Genomic DNA, 15,616 nt, shown 5'->3' with positions numbered 1-15,616 from the left:
GGTCGGAGGATCGTTCAGCGAACACGGGTTCGGCAAGTAACTCACTGATCGAGACATTCGGTCCGAGTGCCGTCTCGAGAGGAGGCACCATGAAGAACACCGCGGTGCCGTCCTGGGTCGCCCACGTGCTCACCCCACCCGAGGTCATCAGCGCCTACGTCGAGCGTCGCGTCAACGACCCGGCCCTGCTGTCGGGTGAGCGCACGGAACCCACGTACGCCGACTTCCTGCGCGACGAGTAGCCGCCGCCCGTCAGCGACGCCGACGTCGCGACGACACGGTCACGCCGACACTGGCGGCGGTCACGCACACCAGTGCGACCGTCTCGAGGACAGAGAGTCCTTCGCTGAGCACCACCAGTCCGGCGAGGGCGGCGATCGCCGGGCCGAGACTCTGCAGCACGCCGAACACCCGCGTCGGCATCCGGCGCAACGCGAGCATCTCGAGGGCGTACGGCAGCACGCTCGATAGCACGGCCACGGCGCCGAACACCACCAGGAGCACCGGTTCGCGCACCACTCCGTCGACAGCGGACCGCAGCCCGAACGGCAGTGACACGAGCATGGCGACGACCATCGACACCACGAGGCCGTCGACCCCCGGGATCGCCGCACCGACGTGGCGGTTCATCACGATGTAGCCCGCCCAGCACGCCGCGGCCAGCACGGCCCAGACGACGCCGCCGACCTCGGTGACCGCACTCGGGCCGACCCCGAGCAGCACGACACCGACGAGCGCCAGCGCGGCCCAGAGTGCGTCCCGCCAGCGCCGGGTGTGCACCAGGGAGAGGGCGAGCGGTCCGAGGAACTCGATCGTCACCGCGACCCCGATCGGGATGCTCGCGAACGACAGGTAGATGAACACGTTCATCCCGCCGAGGGCCAGCCCGAGGCCGACCGCGCCGAGCCACTGCGCGCGGGTCCAGTGCCGGACGCGGGGGCGGACGACCAGCGCGAGCACCACCGCACCGATGACGAGCCGGAGCGTCGCGGCGCCGACGGCACCGACGTCGTCGAAGTGGGTCTTCGCGATCGCGGCGCCGAGTTGGACGGACACCATCGCGGTGAGGGCGAGCAGCGGGGCCGGGACCCGGGCGGTGCCGCGGGCCCGGGTCATCCGAGGTAGGCGAGCACGGCGAGGACGCGGCGGTGGTCTTCGCCGGTGTCCTCGAGCGCGAGTTTGCCGAAGATGCTCGACACGTGCTTCTCGACGGCGCCGGTCCCGATCACCAAGGCGCGGGCGATGGCGGCGTTCGTGCGGCCCTCGGCCATGAGCCCGAGCACGTCGCGCTCGCGTGGGGTGAGCGCGGCGAGGGGATCGCGGCGGCGGCTCATCAGCTGCGTGACGACCTCCGGGTCGAGCACGGTGCCACCGGCGGCGATCCGTCGCACGGCGTCGTCGATCTCCTCGAGCCGGGTGACGCGGTCCTTGAGCAGGTAGCCGATGCCCGTCGCGCCGGCGGCGAGGACGTCTTCGGCGTAGGTGGCCTCGACGTACTGCGAGAGCAGGAGCACGCCGGTGCGCGGCGCGATGCGTCGGGTCTCCACGGCGCCACGGACACCCTCGTCGGTGAACGTCGGCGGCATCCGGACGTCCATGACGACGACGTCGGGAGCACCCTCGGGGAGCGTGGCGAGGAACGCGCGGGCGTCGGCGTATTGCCCGATGACGTCGATGCCGGCCTCGTCGAGCACGCGGGACAGGCCTTCGCGCAGCAGGACGGCGTCGTCGACGACGACGGCCCGGATGCGTGCTGCATCCGGGCCGTCTGTCATGCCGACCAGCCTAGTGGGAGCGCGGGGGCTCCCGTGCGGTCACGACCGCGGGTTCGCCGTCGTGGGGACGCCGTTCAGCGCGCCGAGCGGGATCCGGGCCGTGGCCTCGGTGGGGCCGCCCTCGGGGCTCGCGACGACCAGGTCGCCGTCGAGTGACCGCATCCGGCCGATCAGTCCCTCGATGCCGTGCCCCTGCTGGGGTCGGGCTCCGCCGCGGCCGTCGTCGGTGACGCTGACCGTCAGGTACCAGAGGCCCGACGCGTCGACCACGAGCCCGAGGTACACCCCGGCGGTCGTGGCCCCGGCGTGCTTCATCGTGTTCGTCAGGAGCTCGCTCACCGTGAAGTACACGTTGCGCTGGATCTCCGTCGCGAGCTCGAGGCCCTCGGGCAGCCGGACGTCGAGGCCGACCGGGATCGGGGTGCGGGCGACGAGTGCCTCGAGGGCCGCCACGAGCCCGCGGTCGAGCAGGATCGGCGGGGCGAAGCCGCGGGACAGCGCACGCAGTTCGTCGAGGGCGTCCTGCGCGTGCTCGGAGGCCTCACCGATGAGCTGCTTCGCCTTCTGCGGGTCCTTGTCGAAGGCCCGCTCGGCGGCGGACAGGTCCATCCGGAGCCGCACCAGACGCTGCTGCGGGCCGTCGTGCAGGTCGCGCTCGATCTGGCGCAGGGTCTGCCCCTCGGCGGTCACGGCGCCGGCACGCGAGGCCTGCAGTCCGGCGACACGCTGCTCGAGCTGCTCCGCGCGGAAGCCACCGAGCAGGCCGAAGTCCACCCAGTAGTGCGCGATGACCGAGCCGCGGGCCCAGAGCGGGAACAGCACGACCGAGGCAGCCATCGACAGCAGCCCGAGGAACCCGAACCCGACGACCGACGTCGTGTCCCACCCGAAGTACTGCGCGCTCATGCCGTTCGCGAACGCCACCAGCGCGACCACGATGGGCCAGGTGAACCCGGCGAACAGCAGGACTCCGGCGCCCACGGTGAAGAGCGCGACGAGCGGGTACACGACGGCCGCGTGCAGCAGCGAGAGCCAGTAGTGCGGGTTGGCGACGGCTGAACCGGTGCGGGTCCACCAGTTCTGCTGCCAGCGCGGCGTCCAGTCGACCGGACGGATCGGTCGCGGGTCGGCCCAGCCGATGCGACGTTTCTCGAACTGTCCGAGCCACCGTGCCACGAACAGCGCGATGAAGAACATCAGCAGCACGAACGGGTTGAACAGGTCACGGAAGCCGCCGCCGAAGATCGCCGCGGGGAACGCGGCGTACAGCGTGCAGAGCAGCACCGCGGTGAGCGCCATGTACCCGAAGTCACGCGGCAGGCGCTTCCACGCCTCGCGGTAGAACGCACCGGCCGTCATGCCGGAACCGGAGCCGTTGCCGCCCGCGCGGCCAGAGCCGTTCTGCGGGGTCGCGCCCCACGACGCCGGCGGCGTCTGCTGGTCGTGCTGTCGCGGGTACTGCGGCATCGGCTTGGTGGCTCCAGGGGGGACGGAGTCGCCCAGCGGGACGGTCTGGGCCTGGTCGGGCGAGGGCGTCACGTCGTCCAGCGGGACGGTTCGCGCCTGGTCGAGGCGGTCGGTGTCGGTCATGACTCCAGCCTCGCGATCCCGAGGCTGTTCCCCCATCCTGCCCCCTCCCCACCCCGGGTGGGGTTATCCCCCCTGTCCACAGGTCGCCGAGCAGCATCCGACCATGTCGATCGGCTCACACCCCGAGCGGTACGACCCTCCTCGCACTGCTTCCTCGTACGACTTCCCGTTCGCGGCCCTGTTCGCCGACACCGGCGTCGTCGTCGGATCGGCGACGCTCGGGCCGCTCGGCCGAGGCCCTCGCACTCCCCCCGGTCGCCACGACGCAGCCTGCGGGCTTCCCGTCGGCGGACGTCGTGCTCGCACTGCGGCACGTCGGTCATCTCGACGGCGGTCGGTGGCACGGCGTGCAGCAGGATGCGCTCGCGCGACTCGTGGTCACGACCGTGCTCCACGACAACCCACCGCCGTTGCTGCGCGACAACAGCCTGGCGAGGGTCCTCGACCGGCTCTTCGACCCTGCGGGCGGACACTCGACCACGGATCTGCTCGACGGCGTCCGCATGTCTCCGCGCACCCTCGAGCGTCGGTGCACCGAGACGACGGGCTGCACACCGGCGCAACTCGGCCGGTGGTTCCGGAGCCTCGCCGTGCGCAGCGCACTCGCCCGAGGTGACCGTCCCGCCGAGATCGCCGAGCGCTTCGGCTTCAGCACCACCGCCTCCATGCGGCGCGCGCTGCAGCGGATCCGCGCGCCGGAGACCGACATCCCTCGGCGGTTCTGACGGTTTTGGTTCACGGATCCCGGGGTTCGCGAACCAGGACCGTCAGCGGCCCAGCCAGAATCTGCTTTCCCCACCGCAGTGGGAGCGCATAGGGTGCGGGTATGCAGAACATCACGGGGGTTCGGGTGGTCTCGGCTGCGGCAGTCGTCGCAGCCGTCGTGTTCGGGGCGAGCGGACTGGTGGGGACGAGCTGGCTCGCGCCGTGGGACCTGCCGGACGGGTTGCTTCTCGTCGCCCTGGCGCTCGCCGGGCTGGCGGGTGCGGTCGTGCTCGTCGCCGCGATCCGCGCTCGGGACCGCCGAGCGCTCGCGTTCGCGGTGTCGGTCGTGGCGTTCGCGCTCCTGTGGCCGGCGCCGGGCTGGGCCACCGAGGTGCTCCTCGTCGTCGCGCAGGGTGCGCTCGTGGCGTTCGGCGTGCTGACGGTCGGCGGAGAACAGGGCGTGCAGCGGGCCTTCGGCTGGGTCGTCACCGTGGCGGCGTCGCTGTGGTTCGTCACGGCGCTCTTGTCGAACACGGGGCTGATCCTGGCGCTGCCGCAAGAGTCACTCGGCATCACGCTCGCCGTTCCGGGGACGCTGCAGACCGTGGCGTACCTGGCGGCGACAGTGCTCGTCTCCGTCCCGCTCCTGCGTCCGGTGGGCCGGGGCGTCAACGCGCTGTGGGCCTCGGCCGAGGTGCGCTGAGCCGGGGAGCGACCCTCAGCCGGCCCGTACGGCCAGGCGTTCGGATCGGCGGACTGCCTGCTCGGCGGGGTCGGGTACCGGTGCTGCCTGGATGAGTCGCCGCGTGTAGGGGTCCTGCGGCGACCGGAGGATGGCGTCGCGCGAGCCCTGTTCGGCGACCTTCCCGCCGTGGAGCACGACGACCCGGTCGCACAGTGTGTCGACCACGGCCAGGTCGTGGGTGACGAACAGGCACGCGAAGCCCAGGCGCTCCTGCAGCTCGCGGAACACGTCGAGCACGCGGGCCTGCACCGAGACGTCGAGCGCACTCGTCGGCTCGTCGGCGATGAGCAGCGCGGGGTCCAGCGCGACGGCCCGGGCGATCGCGACACGTTGCCGTTGCCCGCCGGAGAGCTCGTGCGGGAAGCGTTCGCGGAATCCGCCGTCGAGACCGACGTCGGCGAGCAGCCGGTCCACCCGCTCGTCGATCTGCGCCGACGGCAGGCGCAGGATCTGCCGGAGTGGCTCGGCGACGGTCTGTCCGACCGTGTAGCGCGGGTTCAGCGATCGGAGCGGGTTCTGGAAGACCACGCCGACGTGTCGCCGCATCTCCCGGCGCGCTGCTCGCCGGGCGACCGCGACGTCGGTGCCCTCGACGAGGACGGATCCGGACGTGATCGGCGCGAGCCCGACGGCGGCGCGGCCGATGGTGGTCTTGCCGCTGCCGGACTCCCCCACGAGCCCGACGATCTCACCGCGACCGACCGTGAACGACACGTCGTCGACCGCGCGGAACCGACCGCGCAACGCCCCGCCGTACTCGACCACGAGGTGCCGGACGTCCAGGACGACCGACGGGGGTTCCACGGCGGAGTCGACCCGCGCCTCCTGTCCGACACCGGTGCCCATGCGTGGGACCGCAGCGAGCAGATCGCGGGTGTAGTCGGCGGACGGCGCGGCGAAGACCGCGCGCACGGTGCCCGTCTCGACGACGCGACCGCGGCGCATGACGACCACGCGGTCGGCGATGTCGGCGACGACGCCCATGTCGTGCGTGATGATGAGGATCGCGGTGCCGGTGCGTTCCCGCAGCGCACGCAGGACGTCGAGCACCTCGGCCTGCACCGTGACGTCGAGTGCGGTCGTCGGCTCGTCCGCGATGAGCAGGTCGGGGTCGGCGGCGAGCGCCATCGCGATCATCACGCGCTGCGCCTGTCCGCCGGAGAGCTCGTGCGGGTACTGGCCGAGCCGGCGTTCGGGTTCCGGCACCTCGACGGCACGGAGCAGTTCGAGCGAGCGGCTCCGGACCGCGGCACGGTCGTGCGAGGCGTCGGCGCGTCGGACGGCCTCGGCCAGCTGGAAGCCGACCGTGAACACCGGGTTGAGCGCGGCCGACGGGTCCTGGAAGATCATCGACACGCTGCGACCACGGACGCCGCGCAGGGTGCGCTCGTCGGCGCCGAGCACCTCGAGGTCGCCGAGCCGGATGCTGCCGGAGGAGCGGGCCCCGTCCGGCGCGATCCCCATCGCGGTCATCGCGGTCATGCTCTTGCCGGATCCGGACTCCCCGACGACGGCGACGACCTCGCCGCGGCCGACCGTGAACGAGGCGTCGTCGACCGCGCGGACCTCGGCGCCGTCGACGTCGAAGGTCACGGACAGGTGGTCGACGGTCAGGACGTCGGTCATGGGGTCTCCGAGCGGTCGGTGCGGTCGCGGGCGGCCTTGAACGCCTCCCAGTCCTCGAGCATCTTGTGGTGGTGGCCCTGCAGCCACTGCATGTAGTCGCGGCCGTTGAGCAGGCGCTCGCGGACCTCGGCGTCGACGTCGCCCGCCCCGGTGCGGCCGGCGTTCTCGACGACGTCCAGACCGTGTCCGATGATGTCGCGCTGCCGGTCGAGGTACTTCCGTTCGCCGGCGAGCCAGGAGCCCCAGACGTCGGCCTCGGCACGGAAGTAGTGGCTGCGCTCGCCGGCGACGATGTGGCGCTTCACGAACCCGGAGTCGACGAGCCGTCTGGTGGCCATCGACACCGAACCCGAGCTGGCGCCGAGTGCCCGTTGCAGGTCGGCGGAGGACGAGTGCGGCGCGCGCGTCATCATCAGGTAGCCGAGCACGCGGGCGTCGGTGAGCGCCATGCCCGCACCGTCGTTGAGCATGAGGGCGAACTCCTCGACGAACGCCTGGCGCTCGGGTTCGAGCACGACGTCGTCGTGGCCGACACCGTCGCCCCGACCGTCGACGTCGCTCACGGTGCCAGCCCCGCCGCGACCTCGGGCGACTCGGTCGGGATCGTCCACGGTTCCTCGGTCATCCCGCCACCGGCGCGGATCGACCGGACGGTGCCCTCGGCGTCGCGCGTGAAGGTGATGTCCTCGTCGACCGAACCGAAGCGGTTGCCGTGCGTCATCCGGAGCGTGTCCGCGTCGACGACCTCGAGGCGGGTCGGGGTGTCCATGGGTTCGGGTCCGGAGGGGTCGACCTCGACGAGCCGGTCGCCGATCCGGGCGATGTCGCTGACACCCCACGGGTTGGCGAAGCGGCCGGTGTACGCGTCGGTGTCGACGTCGTCGGGCATGGGGGTGCCGGGTGCGGACGCGTCCGCCGCGGCGTCGAGCATTTGCACGACGGCGGTGGCGATGAGGGTGGCGGGTCCGGCGGCGGCGCTCGTCAGGACGGACACGACGAGGCCGGACGCCGGGTCGAACAGCGACTGCGTGATGTGCCCGGGGAAGCCGCCGGAGTGGCCGCGGATCTCGCGCCCCCCGATGCGGTCGACGATGAACCCGGCGCCGTACCCGCGGGCGGCCGGGTCGTCGGTGGCGCTCCAGGCCTTGCGCTGCGCGAGCCGCTTCGAGTGGTCGTCGAGCAGGCTGCCGGCCCCGATGACGTGCTGCGAGAAGTACTTGACCAGGTCGGAGGCGGTGCCGTGGAACCCCGTCGCTGCGGCCATCGCGTGGGTGTCGACGTGGTCGATGCGCTGCCGGTGCCGTGCGGTGTGGAAGCCGGTGTACCCGACCACGAAGTCGTCGGCGCGGGTCGGGTCCCAGTCCGGTCCTGTGTTCCGCAGGCCCAGTGGCTCGGTGATCGATTCGCGGACGAAGTCGTTGTACGACCGCCCGGAGACCGCGGCGATGACGAGGCCGAGCAGCGAGTAGCCGAGGTTCGAGTAGTTGAACGACGACCCGGTGGGGACCTTCTGCCCGCGGTCGAGCACGAGCGCCAGCAGCTCCTGCTCGTCGGGGAACGGGCGCAGGAGCGACCAGTAGTCGCCGTCGTGGCCGTCGCGGATGACCCCGGCGCCCATCTCCATGAGCTCCCGGATCGTGGCGTCGGCGAGCGGGGAGCCGCCGTCGACCAGGGCGGGGACGTACGTGCCGACGGTGTCGTCGAGCCGGAGCGACCCGCGTTCGGCGAGCTGGAGCAGTGCCGTCGCCGTGAAGGTCTTCGAGTGCGAGGCGATGCGGAACAGGTCGGTGGTGGTCAGGCGGCGCCCGGCCTCGACGTCGGCGTAGCCCCACGCTTCGTCGAACAGCACCTCGCCGCCGAACCCGATGGCGACCTGCACCCCGGGCACCCGCAGCTGCCAGACCTTGTACGACACCCACTCGTGGATGTAGGGCAGGGTCTTCCGGTACGCGGAGAGGGTGTCGGTCACGGTGGTCCTTTCGAGGGGCGGTGGTTCGAGTCTGGCGCGTCGGTCGCGACGGTGCCCGCCGCGACGCGCGTCGGCGCCGACGCCGGTCAGCGCCGACACGCCTCAGCGCCGACGCGGGTCGAGCGCGGCGCGCAGCGTGTCGCCGAGCGCGATGACGGACAACACCGTGACGGCGAGGAACGCCGCAGGTGCGATGAGCATGTGCGGGGCGCGGAGGAACTGCGACGTCGCCGCCGAGAGCTGCAGCCCCCACGAGATCGCCGGGCTCTCGAGCCCGATGCCGAGGTAAGTCAGGGACGACTCGGACACGATGACGCCGCCGACGGTGATGGTGGCGAGCACGAGCAGCGGCGAGATCGACGACGGCAGCACGTACCGGGTCGTGATCCGCCACGTGGACAGCCCCATCGTGCGGGCGGCGAGCACGAACTCGGCGTTCCGCACGCTGCGGACGCTCGACCGCACGAGCCGGGCCATCGTCGGCCACCCGAACAGCGCGAGCACGAGCGACACCGTCAGCACGGACCGCTCCCCCACGCTGTTGAGCACCACGACGGCGCCGAGCAGGAACGGGAACCCGAGGAACACGTCGGTCAGCCGGGCGAGCACGGCGTCCACCCAGCCGCCGACCATGCCGGCGATCGTCCCGACGACGACGGCGACCATGCCCGCGAGCACGGTGGTGAGCACCGCGACGGCGATCGACGACCGGGTGCCGTACACGACGTTGGCGTACACGTCGCAGCCCTGCAGGTCGAAGCCGAACGGGTGGCCGCCGGTCGGGGACGCACCGCTCTGCCCGAGGTCGCACACCCGGGGGTCGCCGTGGCCGAACAGTCCGGCGAACAGCTGCGGGAACGACGCGACGAGCAGCACGACGACCAGGACCGAGGCGGGGACCCAGAACCCCGGGGTGCGGGCCGCGGCCAGCAGGGGTCGTCGTCGGCCGCCGACGACGGGTTCGACGGTGGCGCTGAGCGCTGAGGTGGTCATGCGGCTGCTCCGGTCCGGACGCGGGGGTCGAGGGCGGCGTGCAGCAGGTCGACGAGCACGCTCGTGACGAGGAACACCAGGATGAGGGCGGTCGAGATGCCGACGACGACCGCGCCCTCGTGCGACCGGATCCCCTGGAACAGCAGGTTGCCGACACCGGGCAGGTTGAAGATGCCCTCGATGATCACGGTGCCGCCCATCAGGTACCCGAGGTCGGTGGCCAGGTAGGTGGCGGTGGGGATGAGCGAGTTCCGCATCACGTGCACGCCGACGATCCGACCGGGCGTGAGCCCCTTGGCCCGTGCGGTGCGGACGTAGTCGGCGTCGAGGGTCTCGATCATCGAGGTGCGGGTGAGCCGGGACACCGCGGCGAGGCCGAAGAGCGCGATGACGAACGCCGGCAGGATGTACGCCGTCGGCCAGCCCGCGGTGACGCCGGCGACCGGGAACCAGTGCAGCCGCACCGAGAACACCAGCTGCAGGGCGACCCCGAGGACGAACACGGGGATCGCGCCGACGACGATGGTGCCGACCAGGACCGTCTTGTCGAGGGCGGTGCCGCGCTTCAGGGCGGAGAGCACCCCGAGCCCGATGCCGAGGACGATCTCGAGCGCCCACGCGGTGAGTGCCAGGGTGATCGTGACGGGCCACCGCGAGGCCATCTGCTCGCCGACGGACTGCCCGTTGAAGTCGGTGCCGAAGTCGCCGCGGAACAGTCCACCGAGGTACTGCACGTACTGCAGCCAGAGCGGCTGGTCCAGGTGGTACTCGGCCCGGAGTGTGCGGACGACCGCGTCGCTGAGCGGCCGGTCGCCGCCGAGCGCCCGGATCGGGTCACCCGGCAGCGCGAAGGTCATCGCGTAGATGAGGAACGTCACCCCGAGGAACACGACGGCCAGGCCGCCGAGTCGGCGACCGACGGCGAGCGTCGGACGCATCACGCGCCTCCCGACACGGCCGCCGACACCGGACGGGAGGCGCGGGTCGGGTCCGCCACGTGCGCCGCGCAGGCGAGGATCGCCCCGTACTGCACCCCCACCAGTTTCCGCACCGGGATCGGGTCCGCCTCGGTGGCGGCGTCGGCCTGCCAGTGCGCGTAGCGCTCGGCGAGCCGGTCGCGCAGGCGCCGGAGCGGCGCCGACGCCGTGCCGGCGGTGGTCTCGGCCTCGAACGCGCGGAGCAGCATGCCGCCGTAGCGGAGCCGGAAGCAGCGGACCAGGTCCTCGCAGCCGAAGCGCTCCGCGACGGTGGCCCGCCGGTCGGCCGGCTCGCGGTCGGCCCGGCGGCGGTCGGTGTCCGCCGTGCCGACGAGCATCGGCACGAAGGCCCGCGAGCCCTCGAGGAACGGCGACTCGATCGACAGCATCGGCGACGCCTCGTCGAGCAGCTGCTGGAGTTCCTCGCCCGAGGCGCCGAGCTCGGTGGAGCACCGCCGCAGCAGGTCGGCGTACGGCTCCTCGGTCGGGGTCTGGTCGTCGGCGTCCGGGTGGCTCCAGTACGGCAGTTCGGCCACCATGCACAGCGCCCCGTGCCGCATCGCCCACGCCGCGCTCGAGGCACCGTGGATGTGCTCGCCCGGGTCGACCCCGAGTCCTTCCAGGTAGTCGTACGCCGTCTCGATCCCGTCCATCGCGAACACCGCGGGGGCGAGTTCGCGCAGGAAGGGCGACTCGGGCTCGCCGGTGTCGAGCGGCAGCCCGAGCGCGGCCGGCACCGCGTGCAGGGTGTCGACGACGTCGGGCAGGTCCTCGGACAGGTAGTAGTAGACCCCACCCATCTCACCGTTGTGCAGCGACACCAGCAGGTCCGGCTCGGTGTCGTCGATGAGCCGCATGAACGCGAGCGTCTCCGGCAGCACCTGGTCGAAGTACACCGACTTGTAGCTGTTCGGGAACGTCCACTCCACCTGGCTGTCCGGGGCCGGGCGGTAGAAGTGCCGCGAGTAGAACACCCGGTCGTGCGGGTCGTGGAACCAGGCCTCGTTGAGCCGCATGCCGTCCGGGTCGATCGTCGGGACGATGTGCCAGGTGACGTCGAGCGCACGGGCCTCGTCGTCGGTGAGCATCGTCTCGGCGAGGTGCAGGGCCGTCCACGAGCCGATCGGTTCGTTCGGGTGCACGCCGCCGACCACGACGGCGGCGTGCGACCCGGTTCCGATCCGGTAGGAGTGCAGCGGTTCACCGAGCCGGCTGGTGCCGATCCGGGTGACCGTGACCTGGTCCGGGTGGGACGCTGCGAGCGCGTCGAACCGGGCGTGCAGGTCGTCGACGAGCGGGAAGCCGTCGCGGTCGGGGACCTCGGCCGCCAGGCGGAGGATGGTGCGCTGGTCCATGCGGTGTCCTACTTCACGGCGATCTGCGTGACGACCGGGCTGCCGGCGACCGCGGGGAGCTTCGTGACCTTGTCGCTCGTGACGTACGAGTACTTGTCGAAGAAGGTCGGGACGACGGGGAAGTCCTCGAGCACGGCCTCCTGCGTCTTCGTGTAGTACTCGTTCGCCTCGTCCTGCGAGCCGGCCGAGTCGGCCTTCGCGAGCAGGGCGTCGACGGCGTCGGACTGGTAGTACCCGGTGCAGGGCGAGCAGCCGCCGGCCAGGGTGAACAGGGCGCGGAGGGTGTTCTGCTGGCTGATGTACAGCGCACCCCAGTGGCCGAAGTGCGGGCCGGCGACCTTCTTGTCGGTCAGCTCGGAGTAGTACGAGGCCCAGTCGGTGGTGGCCTTCGCGACGGTGTCGACGCCCAGGTTCTGCCGGATCTGGTTGGCGTACGCCTCGTAGAGCGAGTCGAGGCCGCTGCCGCCGGGGTAGACGAGCGTGATCGTGCCGTCGAAGCCGCCGGACTTCGCCAGGAGCCTCTTGGCCGCCGCGGGGTCGAACTCGCACGCGTCGCCACAGATGCCCTCTTCGGTGCCGGACATCGACGGGGGCGTGAGTGCGGTGGCGGGTTCGTACAGGCCGCCGTAGATGGCCGTGTTCACCTCGTCGCGGTCGATCGACATCGAGATCGCGCGTCGGACGTCCGGGTCGGAGTAGCGGTCGTCCCAGAGCGGGAAGCCGAGGTAGTCGATGCCCGGGGCGTCGAACGAGTGCAGGCGGTCGCCGAAGTCGGCCTTCGCGCTCGTCATCTTGTCGGTCGGCAGGAACAGCACGTCGGCGTTGCCCGCGAGGACGTCGGTGTACGCCGTGTTCATGTCGGAGTAGCTCCGGAACGTGACGTCCTTCGTGGCGGGCTTCGTGCCCTCGTAGTCCTTCCACGCGGTGACGGTGAACTCCTTGTCCGCCTTCCACGCCGACTGCATCTCGTAGGGGCCGTTGCCGATCGGCTTCTTGTCGTACGCCTTCAGGTCGTCGTACGCGGCCGACGGCATCGGGTAGAACGCCGTCTGGGCCTGGCTGAGCTGCAGCGGGAACTGGCTGTCGGCGTGGGTGAGCGTGACCGTGAAGGTGTCCTTGCCGGTGACCTTCAGCCCCGACATCTCCTTCGTCTTCGGGGTGCCCTTCGCGGGGTTGAGGTCGGTGTACCCGACGATCGCGGCGAGCTGCCCGCTGTTCTCCCACGCGTTGGGGCCGTAGGCGACGTGGTTCCATGCCTTCACGTAGCTCTCGGGGGTGACGGCCTCGCCGTTCTGGAACGTCCAGCCGTCCCGGAGCGTGATGGTCCACGTCGTGGCGTCGTCGCTCTCGACGCTCTTCGCGGCGACGTCGTGGAGCTCGCCCTTCGCGTCGGTCTGCGTCAACGGTGCGAACAGGCTCTGCACCTGGTCGAACGCGACGGTCTGCCGTCCGGGCGTCAGGTGGTCGGGCTCCCCGGTGGCGTACACCAGGCTCGAGCCGCCGGCGGAGTCGGCCGAGCCGCCCGCCGAACAGCCGGTCACCACGAGCGCCAGTGTGGCTGCCGTGGCCAGGGCGGCGATGGTCCTGCGTCGCATGGGGTCTCCTCGGGTCGTCGTTGCTGAGTGAAGCTAGGCCCGCAGCAGCACCCGGCACAATGCTTCTTTCAATGAACTCTGAAACTTTTACCTTTCTGAAACACACGCGAAACGACAGGTGTCGCGCTCGACCGGGGCCGTGTGCCACGCTCGGACCATGCGGCACACACCCCACTTCTTGATGACGGACGTCGACGAGGTCAAGCGCCTCGTCGCCGGCAACCCGTGGGCCACGATCGTGTCGCACACCGACGCCGGCATCGTCGCGTCGCACTACCCGTTCCTGCTCGAGACACCAGGGCCGGACGACGACGCCGACGGGATCGTCCTGGTCTCGCACGTCGGCCGCCCCGACGAACTCGCGCACGAGCTCGGCCGCCACGAGGTCCTGATCGTGGTGCAGGGTCCGCACGGCTACGTCTCCCCCGCCTGGTACCCACCGGAGCAGTTCGTGCCGACCTGGAACCACGTCACCGCCCACCTGTGGGGCACGCCCGAGCTGCTGTCCGACGACGAGAACTTCCGGGTGCTCGGCGAACTCGTCGACCACTTCGAACAGGTCATGCCGGAGCCGGTGTCGCTCGAGATCGACGAGGAGACCGCACGCCGGATGGCGAAGGGCACCGTGGGCATCCGCATCCGGATCACCCGGTTCGACGCCCGCGCGAAGCTGTCCCAGAACAAGGCCCCCGAGGTCGTCGACCGCATCATCGCCGGCCTGCGCGGCGACGGTCCCTACGCGTCGCCGGCGCTCGCCGACGAGATGGAGCGCGCACGGTCCGTCGCGTCAGCGGGTGACAGCCGGGAGGCGCGATGACGGAGATCCTGCTCCGCACCGTCCGCAGGGTGGGCACCTCCGGGGCCCCTGCCGACGTCCGCATCGCCGACGGCCTGGTCACCGAGATCGCGCCGGCCGGCACGCTCGACCCCGCCGGCCCCGACACCGAGGTCGTCGAGACCGCCGGCGCGTGGCTCGGCCCCGGCCTGCGCGACCACCACACGCACTTCGACCAGTGGGCACTGGTCCGCCGCCGTGTCGACGTCTCCGGCTGCGACTCTGCGGAGTCGACCGCCGACCTGCTCGCCGCGGTCGCACGGACCGGGGTGCCGGACCGCGTGCTGATCGGACACGGCTACCGCGACGGGTTGTGGCCGACCCCGGCCCGACGCGAGCTGCTCGACCAGGCCGCACCGGGCCTCCCGACCGTCGTCATCAGCGGTGACCTGCACGCGGTCTGGTGCAACGCCCTCGCGCTCGCGCACTTCTCCGCACTCGTCGGCCGTTCGCTCGAGGCAGGCGCGGACGGGATCCTGCGCGAGCAGGACGCGTTCGACGTGACCGGCGCGCTGTCGCAGGTGCCGGACGACCTGCTCGACGGGTACGTCGCCGACGCCGTGGAGGCCGCCGCAGCCCGCGGGGTGACCGGGATCGTCGACCTCGAGATGCGCTTCGGGCTCGACCGCTGGACCCGCCGGATCCACGCCGGCACCGACTCGCTGCGCGTGGCGTCGGGCGTCTACCCGGCCGAACTCGACGCGGCGATCTCCCGAGGGCTCCGCACCGGCGACGTCGTGGACCGTACCAGGGGGCTGCTCACGATGGGGCCCTTCAAGGTCGTCACCGACGGGTCGCTCGGCACCCGGACCGCGGCCATGGCCGACGGCTCGGGCGTGCTCGCGTGGGAGTTCGACGACCTCGTCGCGATCACCCGTCGAGCCGTCGACGCCGGACTCGTCCCCGCGATCCACGCCATCGGCGACCGGGCGAACACCCTCGCGCTCGACGTCTTCGAGGCCGTCGGCGCCCGCGGCACCATCGAGCACGCGCAGCTGCTCGCCGACACGGACGTCGAGCGGTTCGCGCGGCTCGGGGTGGCCGCCTCGGTGCAGCCCGAACACGCCATGGACGACCGCGACATCGCCGACCGGCACTGGGCGGGCCGGACCGACCGGGCGTTCGCGTTCGCGTCGCTCGCCCGCGCCGGTGCCCGGCTGCTGCTCGGGTCGGACGCCCCGGTGGCGCCGCTCGACCCGTGGGTGTCGATGGCTGCGGCTGTGGGACGCGATCGCGACGGCCGCGACCCGTGGCACCCGGCGGAGCGGGTGTCCGCGCTCGCGGCGTGGAGGGGTTCGACGGACGGTCGGGTCGGCGTGGCCGTCGGCGACGTCGCGGACCTGGTGCTCGTGGAGTCCGATCCGCTCGCGGTGTCGTCGTCCGGGCTGCGCGACATGCGGGTGCTCGCGACCGCGATCGCCGGGCGCTTCACGTACTCCGAACTCTGAGCT

15 protein-coding genes are annotated in these 15,616 nt (G+C 71.7%); 5 read left to right on the top strand and 10 right to left on the bottom strand.

Annotation, left to right across the window (positions count from 1 at the left end):
• The first annotated feature begins 89 nt into the window (after window positions 1-89).
• A complete protein-coding gene (locus ITJ59_RS06275) occupies window positions 90-242 on the top strand; it encodes a hypothetical protein (protein WP_194650241.1) in 153 nt (50 codons plus the stop codon).
• Window positions 243-252: 10 nt separating this feature from the next.
• Here the strand turns inward: ITJ59_RS06275 and ITJ59_RS06270 are convergent, their stop codons facing one another.
• From ITJ59_RS06270 to ITJ59_RS06260, 3 genes are read right to left on the bottom strand one after another with little or no spacing between them, the layout of a single operon-like run.
• Window positions 253-1,116 (bottom strand): EamA family transporter, encoded by an 864-nt coding sequence (locus tag ITJ59_RS06270; RefSeq protein ID WP_194650240.1) that lies wholly within the window; start codon window positions 1,114-1,116, stop codon window positions 253-255.
• A complete protein-coding gene (locus ITJ59_RS06265) occupies window positions 1,113-1,775 on the bottom strand; it encodes a response regulator (RefSeq protein ID WP_194650239.1) in 663 nt (220 codons plus the stop codon). Before ITJ59_RS06265 ends, ITJ59_RS06270 begins: the two co-directional genes overlap by 4 nt.
• A 39-nt stretch (window positions 1,776-1,814) precedes the next feature.
• Window positions 1,815-3,365 carry a sensor histidine kinase gene (locus ITJ59_RS06260; protein WP_194650238.1) on the bottom strand — a complete coding sequence of 517 codons (1,551 nt, stop codon included), beginning with the start codon at window positions 3,363-3,365 and terminating at the stop codon, window positions 1,815-1,817.
• A 296-nt stretch (window positions 3,366-3,661) separates the two neighbouring features.
• On the opposite strand from ITJ59_RS06260, the gene ITJ59_RS06255 reads away from it, so the two are divergent.
• Together ITJ59_RS06255 and ITJ59_RS06250 are read left to right on the top strand one after the other, a co-directional pair.
• Window positions 3,662-4,090: a helix-turn-helix domain-containing protein gene (locus tag ITJ59_RS06255; protein WP_194650237.1), complete on the top strand. Its 429-nt coding sequence runs from the start codon at window positions 3,662-3,664 to the stop codon at window positions 4,088-4,090.
• Between the two features lie 101 nt (window positions 4,091-4,191).
• A complete protein-coding gene (locus tag ITJ59_RS06250; RefSeq protein ID WP_194650236.1) occupies window positions 4,192-4,773 on the top strand; it encodes a hypothetical protein in 582 nt (193 codons plus the stop codon).
• A gap of 15 nt (window positions 4,774-4,788) precedes the next feature.
• Here ITJ59_RS06250 and ITJ59_RS06245 read toward each other — a convergent pair whose 3' ends face one another.
• The 7 genes from ITJ59_RS06245 to ITJ59_RS06215 form a co-directional block, all read right to left on the bottom strand.
• A complete protein-coding gene (locus ITJ59_RS06245) occupies window positions 4,789-6,441 on the bottom strand; it encodes a dipeptide ABC transporter ATP-binding protein (RefSeq protein WP_194650235.1) in 1,653 nt (550 codons plus the stop codon).
• Complete coding sequence (locus tag ITJ59_RS06240) at window positions 6,438-7,004, bottom strand: GbsR/MarR family transcriptional regulator (RefSeq protein WP_194650234.1); 567 nt, start codon at window positions 7,002-7,004, stop codon at window positions 6,438-6,440. Before ITJ59_RS06240 ends, ITJ59_RS06245 begins: the two co-directional genes overlap by 4 nt.
• The gene (locus ITJ59_RS06235; protein WP_323749421.1) at window positions 7,001-8,410 is read right to left on the bottom strand and encodes a serine hydrolase; all 1,410 of its coding nucleotides are present in this window, start codon (window positions 8,408-8,410) and stop codon (window positions 7,001-7,003) included. The genes ITJ59_RS06240 and ITJ59_RS06235 overlap by 4 nt, the downstream gene beginning before the upstream one ends.
• Window positions 8,411-8,512: 102 nt before the next feature.
• Window positions 8,513-9,403 (bottom strand): ABC transporter permease, encoded by an 891-nt coding sequence (locus tag ITJ59_RS06230; RefSeq protein ID WP_194650233.1) that lies wholly within the window; start codon window positions 9,401-9,403, stop codon window positions 8,513-8,515.
• Complete coding sequence (locus ITJ59_RS06225; protein ID WP_194650232.1) at window positions 9,400-10,341, bottom strand: ABC transporter permease; 942 nt, start codon at window positions 10,339-10,341, stop codon at window positions 9,400-9,402. The genes ITJ59_RS06230 and ITJ59_RS06225 overlap by 4 nt, the downstream gene beginning before the upstream one ends.
• Window positions 10,341-11,735: a M14 family zinc carboxypeptidase gene (locus ITJ59_RS06220; RefSeq protein ID WP_194650231.1), complete on the bottom strand. Its 1,395-nt coding sequence runs from the start codon at window positions 11,733-11,735 to the stop codon at window positions 10,341-10,343. The genes ITJ59_RS06225 and ITJ59_RS06220 overlap by 1 nt, the downstream gene beginning before the upstream one ends.
• Window positions 11,736-11,743: 8 nt before the next feature.
• Window positions 11,744-13,330, bottom strand: coding sequence for a peptide ABC transporter substrate-binding protein (locus tag ITJ59_RS06215; protein ID WP_228511098.1), 1,587 nt, complete (start codon window positions 13,328-13,330; stop codon window positions 11,744-11,746).
• 157 nt (window positions 13,331-13,487) lie between these two features.
• Here ITJ59_RS06215 and ITJ59_RS06210 point away from each other — a divergent pair, with 157 nt between their 5' ends.
• Window positions 13,488-14,147 carry an FMN-binding negative transcriptional regulator gene (locus ITJ59_RS06210; protein WP_194650230.1) on the top strand — a complete coding sequence of 220 codons (660 nt, stop codon included), beginning with the start codon at window positions 13,488-13,490 and terminating at the stop codon, window positions 14,145-14,147.
• Entirely contained in the window at window positions 14,144-15,613 is a 1,470-nt protein-coding gene (locus tag ITJ59_RS06205; protein WP_194650229.1) for an amidohydrolase, read from the top strand. Before ITJ59_RS06210 ends, ITJ59_RS06205 begins: the two co-directional genes overlap by 4 nt.
• The last annotated feature ends 3 nt before the right edge of the window (window positions 15,614-15,616 follow it).

Source organism: Curtobacterium sp. VKM Ac-1393, from assembly GCF_015350995.1.
Taxonomy (GTDB): domain Bacteria; phylum Actinomycetota; class Actinomycetes; order Actinomycetales; family Microbacteriaceae; genus Curtobacterium.
The sequence above is the reverse complement of the archived record's forward strand: the minus strand, read 5'-3'. Positions and strand labels throughout refer to the sequence as shown.